Here is a 5,866-nt window from a genome sequence, read left to right on the forward strand (position 1 = left end):
CGTGGACGTTCTCGCTGACGGCGTGCTCCATGAAGCCCTTCGGGGCGAGTACCGGCACGTCCGCCGCCCCGTCCGGCAGCACGCCCCGGCAGCCGCCGAAGTGGTCCACGTGGGGATGGGTGTAGATCATCGCCCGGACCGGCCGGTCGCCGCGGTGCGCGCGGTAGAGCGCGATCGCCGCGGCGGCGGTCTCGGCGGAGATCAGCGGGTCGATCACGATGACGCCGGTGTCGCCCTCGACGATCGTCATGTTGGACAGGTCCAGGCCCCTGACCTGGTAGATCCGTTCGGTGACCCGGTACAGCCCCTGCCGTGACAGGAGCCGGGCCTGGCGCCACAGGCTGGGGTCCACGGTGCCGGGGGCGCGCCCCTCCGTCTCCGCCTCCGTGACGAAGTCGTACGCGGCGGGGTCCCACACGATCCGGCCGGCCGCCGTGGTGACGGGGCCGCCGGTGAAGGCGGCCACGAAGCCGCGGTCGGCGTCGGCGAAGTCGGTCTCGTCGTCGTAGGGCAGGCCGTCGGTCCGGGTGGGGGCGGGCGTCGTACCGGGGCGGTGCCGCCGGTCGTCGGGCTCCCGGGTGGCCGGCGCGGCCTGGGCGGTCTGCGGGTTGAGGGAGACGGCGGCTGCGGCGGCACCCATGGTGGCCGCGACGAAGCCGCGCCGGTTGATCGGAGTCATGCCGTGCGCGCCCTTCCTGGTCGGGGCGCCCACTATTGCAGTCCGACTGCAATACGAGTCAAGGGGCGGGCGCGACGAGATCCCCCGGCCGCCCCGCGGGCGCGCGGGAGGACGGGGTTCGGATCCCGGGGACTCCGGGCTAGAGGGCGCCGTCGGCCGTCGGTGCGAGCAGGGCCCGCAGGGTCCGCTCCAACGCGGCGCGGGCGGCCGGCCCGTCGAGGCCGCGGCGGGTGCGCAGGTGGTCCCAGGCCGCCCACGAGGAGGCCGCCTCCAGCGCGTCCAGGAGTCCGCCCGGCGCGAAGGCGTCCCGGTCCCGGCCGAGTTCGGGCGCGAAGACCTCCGCCAGGTCCGCGCGGAACCACGCGTCGCCGGCCGCCATCACCTCGGCGAGGCCGGGGGAGTGCGGCTCCAGGCCCAGACCGAACCGGCGGATCGGGCCCATCACCTCGTACATCCGCCCGCGCTGCGCCAGGAGCGCCGCCACCTTGTGGTCCGTCGCCCGGTCCGGCGGCACCGGCTCGGCCTCCGCCCGCCAGCGCTCCGCCTGCCGCCGCGCGGCGGCGACGTGCAGCGCCTCACGGTCGGCGAAGTGCACGAAGACCGTCCGCTCGGAGACGCCGGCCCGTTCCGCGATCGCCTTCCGGGTGGGCTCCCGCCCGGTCTCCGCGATCAGCTGGAGCAGCGCGTCCAGCAGCGCCGCCCAGGTCCACTCCGGGTCCCGTCGGCGGCGCCGCGCCGGTGCCCCCGCGCCCTCGCCGTTCCCGTCCGCCGTCTCGCTCACCGCCCCATCGTGGCAGAGCGGAGGACTACGGGGGCGTGAGGGTGGCGATGGCCCGGTCCAGGGCGGCGAGCAGGGAGTCCGCGTCGCCGGGGGCGTAGAGCAGCCGCAGGGCGAGGCCGTCGGAGACGGCGATGAGGGCGTCGGCGGTGGGGCCGGGCTCCGGGGTGCCGGCGGCGGCGAGCCGCCGGGCGAGGGCGTCGTGCACCTCGCGGTCGACGCGGCGCCGGACCTCGGCCAGCCGGGGGTGGTGGGCGGCGTGCACCGCGAAGGCGAGCTGGGCGGCCGTCTCGGCGCGCCGCTCCTCGTCCAGCGGCAGGATGGTGAGCACCAGCGCGCGCAGGGCCTGCCGCAGTGGAAGGGTCGGGTCGACGGTCTGCATCCGCCGCTCGATGCGCTCCCCGGAGAGCTGGGAGGCGAAGAGCAGCAGCTCCTCCTTGGAGCGGAAGTACTTCTGGACCGCGCCCGGGGACCGGCCGCTGGCCGCCGCCACGGTCCGCACGCTGACCTGGTCGAGGCCCTCCTCGCCGGCCAGCCGCAGCAGGGCGGCGCCGATCTGCCGGCGCTGTTCCGACCGGTCGGCGATCCTGGGCATCGTCACCCTCCACGTTCTAGGATACGGTCGTATTCTATCGAATGGGGGAGCACATGGAAGAGCAGCCCGAACGACCCGCCGAGCCGATGCGGAAGAAGGACGCCGTCCCCGGCGTGCGCGTCTCCGACCGGGAGCGCGACGCCGTCGTCACCCACCTGGCCGTCGCCCTCACCGAGGGACGGCTCGACCCCTACGAGCACGCCGAACGCGTCGAGGCCGCCCTCGCCGCCCGCACCGCGGACGAACTCGCCGTCCTCACCTCCGACCTGCCCGCGCCCCGGCCCAGCAGCGAGGAGCGCAAGCGCAAGGAACTCGCCGAGTGGTACGCCGAATGGCGTGCCTGGCTCGGCGGCTTGGTCATCATGTCCGCGATCTGGGGTGTCAGTGGCCTGCGCGACGGCGACTACGGCTTCTACTGGCCGGTGACCCCGCTGGCCATCTGGGCGGCGGTGCTCGTCGCCTCGGCCCTGCGCCCGGGCGGCAAGAAGGACGACGACACCGCCTGACACGTCCGGCGGGACGCGTCGAGGCCCCGACTTCGGGGTAAACAGAGACCGAACGCCTCCTCTCCCGAACGGACTTGTGTGCGTTGAGCATGCCACTCGGATCCCGTGTGCCAGGCAGGACCTGGACGATTCGCCTCACCGGCCACCACGACCACTCGGCGCGGGTCAGCTGCACCACCGCGGGCTGCCGCATGCCCGAGCGGTCCAAGGACGTGCGCGCGCTGCGCGCCTTCGCCGCCGACCACGTGCGGGCGCACGCCCGGCTCGCGACCCCCCGGCCCAACGCCGCGTGCGCCTGCGGCGGGGCCGGCTGCCGCCACCACCAGGCCCGGGCCCTGTGCTCGGGCCGCACCCTCCTCGTCCTCATCCACAACCCGGCCGTCGCCGAGGTGTGGACGCTCGCCGAGATCTGCGAGGCGTGCGCCCCGCTGATCACCCACGCCCGGATCGTGGCCCGCGCCGCGAGCCCGGCCGAGCCCCGCGGCCCGGAGCGGGTACCGGAGCCCCGGACCGCGCCCGGGGCCGTCCCCGCCGCCTCCGCCCCGGGCGTCCCCGTGCTCTTCTCCTCCCCGGAGGCCGCCGGCGGAGCCGTCGACCCGGCCGCCTCCCGCCCGTCCCGCCGCCCCCGCAGGGGAGGCGGCGGCCACCGCGCGGGCGGCGGCCGGTACTGACCCGGCGGCACGGCTCCCGGCCGGGCCTCCCAGGGCCTGTCCGACAGTTCCCGCCGGGTCCGGCCCGCCCGCTTGCCGCACGGCCGAAACGCCCAAGTGGCACGGCCGCAAGGACGACCCGGCCTGATCCGACGCCCATGGTCGGGCAGGCCCTAGCCCTGCCGGGGGACGAACGCCGGGCGCAGGGTCGGGTCGACCGGGTCGTAGTAGCGGTGGAAGACCGGCGTGGCCGAGCCCGACAGCGGGGGGACGATCCAGCTCCAGTCCGCCGGCACCGGCCGGCCGTGCCGCCGCTCCCGCGCGATGTGCTTCAGGAAGCGCCCGGACTCGGTGTGGTGGTCCGCCATCGTCACCCCGGCCTCCTGGAAGGAGTGCAGGACCGCCACGTTCAGCTCCACCAGCGCCCGGTCGCGCCACAGCGTCCGCTCCGAGGAGCGGTCCAGGCCCAGCTTCTCCGCGACCAGCGGCAGCAGGTCGTAGCGGTCCGCGTCGGCGAGGTTCCGGGCGCCTATCTCCGTGCCCATGTACCAGCCGTTGAACGGCGCCGCCGGATACCGCACCCCGCCGATCTCCAGGACCATGTCGCTGATCGCCGGCACCGCGTACCAGCGCAGCCCGAGCCCGGCGAACCACGCGTGCTCGGGATGGCGCAGCGCCACCTCGTGGACGGCGCCGTCCGGCAGCTCGTACCACTCCGGGCGGGCGCCGGGCCGCTCGCTGATCATCAGCGGCAGCACCTGGAAGGGCTCCTCCTCCCGCTTCCAGCCCAGCTCGCGGGCGAGGGCCGTGACCGCCGCCGCGCGCGGATCGCCGACCCAGCGTCCCGACGGGGTGCGGTGGCCCGCGTACCGCACCAGCTGGTCGTTGACGATCCGGGGCGCGGGGCGGCCCGGACGGTCCGGGGCGAAGACGGTGAGGACCGGCCGGATCCGCCCGCCGTTGCCCGCCGCCCGCAGGTGCTCGGCGCAGGCGGCGGCGATCCCGTCGGCGGACGACACCCCGCGCAGGTCCCGCACGACCAGGCTGCTCCAGTAGAGCCGCCCGATGCAGCGGGCCGCGTTGCGCCAGGCGACCCGGGCGCCGTGGGCCAGCTCCTCCGGGGTGTGCTCGTAGGTGCCGGTCCGGGCGATCTCGGCCCGCACCTGACGGATCCGGGCGTCCGCGTCCCCGGCGCCCGGGCACTCCTCGTGGAACCGCCGGACGAACTCCTCCGCCTGCCGCCGGTCCACCCGGTCCGGCTCGCGCGAGGCGGCCGACGGCGGGACGGGGGCGGCGGCCGCGGCGGCGCCCGAACGCGGGCACGCGGCGCCGGCGGGGGCGGACGCGCGGCGACGGATCAGACTGAAGACCAAGGTGTTTCCTCCCTGGCCCCATGACTACCGTACGGAGTCGTCCGGCTGTGGAGAGTGTTCGAACTTCACCGAAGGGGAGGGTCCGTCCTGGTATGGTGCCCGGCCCCGCGCCTCACGCGGCGGTCAGCACGTCGCCGCGCACCCGCTCCAGCACCAGACCGCCGTCGAGCCGGACCCGGGCGGTGACCACCGGCCGCCGGCCGCGGTACGCCTCCCACGCCGGCTCCAGGCCGCGCACCTGCTCCTCCAGCCGCTCCCGGCTCGCGGCCGGCATCTGCGCCCCGAACGACTCCAGGAGCGAGGAGAGGCGCTCGTACTCCGCCGCCTCCGGGTCCGGCCGGGGCTCCTCCGGCGCGTCGACCCGCTCGACCGTCCCCTCCGTCCCCTCCCCGAGCAGCAGCGCGCCGGCGACCGCCGCCGGCTCCTCCGCCGGGTCGCCGGCCACCGTGACCGTGCCGGTTACCCTCAGATCGACCGCGAGGCGGACCCGCAGGCCCCGTGTGAGCGTCATCCGGCCTTCTTAGCACGGCGAAGATCGTCCGGACGCGCGGGCCCGCTCCGGACCGGCGCCCGGACCCCGGGGAGTGACGCCCCGCCCGCCCCGCTCGTTGTCGGTGCGTGCAGCAGATCCGCATCCCCCGCAAGGGCCCGTCGGCCGCCATATCCGCCCCGCGTCCCTCCCGGGACGCCGCGGAGGCCGCGCTCGTCGAGCACTATCCCGCTCTGGTACGCCTCGCCCACCTCGTCCTGCCGCCCTCGCTCGGCCGGCAGCGCCGCGTCCTCGCCGCGCACGCCGTGGTCCAGCGGGCCCTGCCCCGCGGCGGACCCGCCCGGGCCGGTGCCCTGCCCCGTCCCCGCGGCCCCCGCGAAGAGGCCCACGCCTGGCTCCGGGCCCGGGTCGTCACCGGCGCCCTCACCGCCCGGGAGCTCCGGCCCGCCGCGCTCGCCCTGCCCCGCGTCACCGGGCTGCGGCTCTTCCCCCGTGCCGGCGGCGGCGACGAACTCGCCCTCGACCGGGCCCTCGCGGCCGTCGCCCCCGAGGTCCGCGCCGCCCTCGCGCTCACCCTCCTCGAAGGGCTCGGACCCGAGGAGACCACCGCCCTGCTGGCCGGGGCCGGGGTGACCGCCCCCCACCGGGCCCTCGACGCCGCCGCGCGCCTGCGCGCGACCGTCCCCGGCGACCCGGCCGCCCTGCTGCGCGGACCCGAGTTCGACCCCTGCACCGTCCACCTCCGCCCCACCGACCTGCTCCGGCGCCGGCGCCGGGGCCGGGCCGCCGCGCTCG

At 76.9% G+C, this 5,866-nt stretch carries 7 protein-coding genes and 1 pseudogene; 3 read left to right on the forward strand and 5 right to left on the reverse strand.

Features of this window, described 5'->3' with window-relative positions:
• The 3 genes from IE321_RS40315 to IE321_RS40325 form a co-directional block, all read right to left on the reverse strand.
• Positions 1-679 (reverse strand): MBL fold metallo-hydrolase (locus IE321_RS40315; protein WP_190226606.1); only part of this gene is annotated, 679 nt, incomplete at its 3' end.
• Positions 680-818: 139 nt separating this feature from the next.
• Positions 819-1,460, reverse strand: coding sequence for a TetR/AcrR family transcriptional regulator (locus tag IE321_RS40320; RefSeq protein WP_190226607.1), 642 nt, complete (start codon positions 1,458-1,460; stop codon positions 819-821).
• A 25-nt stretch (positions 1,461-1,485) separates the two neighbouring features.
• A complete protein-coding gene (locus IE321_RS40325; RefSeq protein WP_190226610.1) occupies positions 1,486-2,052 on the reverse strand; it encodes a TetR/AcrR family transcriptional regulator in 567 nt (188 codons plus the stop codon).
• A 53-nt stretch (positions 2,053-2,105) separates the two neighbouring features.
• Here IE321_RS40325 and IE321_RS40330 point away from each other — a divergent pair, with 53 nt between their 5' ends.
• Both IE321_RS40330 and IE321_RS40335 read left to right on the forward strand, forming a co-directional pair.
• Positions 2,106-2,558 carry a DUF1707 SHOCT-like domain-containing protein gene (locus IE321_RS40330; protein WP_226652517.1) on the forward strand — a complete coding sequence of 151 codons (453 nt, stop codon included), beginning with the start codon at positions 2,106-2,108 and terminating at the stop codon, positions 2,556-2,558.
• Positions 2,559-2,665: 107 nt separating this feature from the next.
• Complete coding sequence (locus tag IE321_RS40335; RefSeq protein ID WP_190226608.1) at positions 2,666-3,229, forward strand: hypothetical protein; 564 nt, start codon at positions 2,666-2,668, stop codon at positions 3,227-3,229.
• A 152-nt stretch (positions 3,230-3,381) separates the two neighbouring features.
• On the opposite strand, the gene IE321_RS40340 is transcribed toward IE321_RS40335, so the two are convergent.
• Both IE321_RS40340 and IE321_RS40345 read right to left on the reverse strand, forming a co-directional pair.
• Entirely contained in the window at positions 3,382-4,581 is a 1,200-nt protein-coding gene (locus tag IE321_RS40340; protein ID WP_373316667.1) for a nitric oxide synthase oxygenase, read from the reverse strand.
• A gap of 112 nt (positions 4,582-4,693) precedes the next feature.
• On the reverse strand, positions 4,694-5,092 hold the full coding sequence (locus tag IE321_RS40345; RefSeq protein WP_190226609.1) for a hypothetical protein: 399 nt from the start codon (positions 5,090-5,092) through the stop codon (positions 4,694-4,696).
• 107 nt (positions 5,093-5,199) lie between these two features.
• On the opposite strand from IE321_RS40345, the pseudogene IE321_RS40350 reads away from it, so the two are divergent.
• Positions 5,200-5,866: pseudogene (locus IE321_RS40350) on the forward strand (hypothetical protein); the annotation flags it as partial.

It is taken from the genome of Streptomyces hydrogenans, assembly GCF_014656075.1.
GTDB classification, from domain to species: Bacteria; Actinomycetota; Actinomycetes; order Streptomycetales; family Streptomycetaceae; genus Streptomyces; species Streptomyces hydrogenans.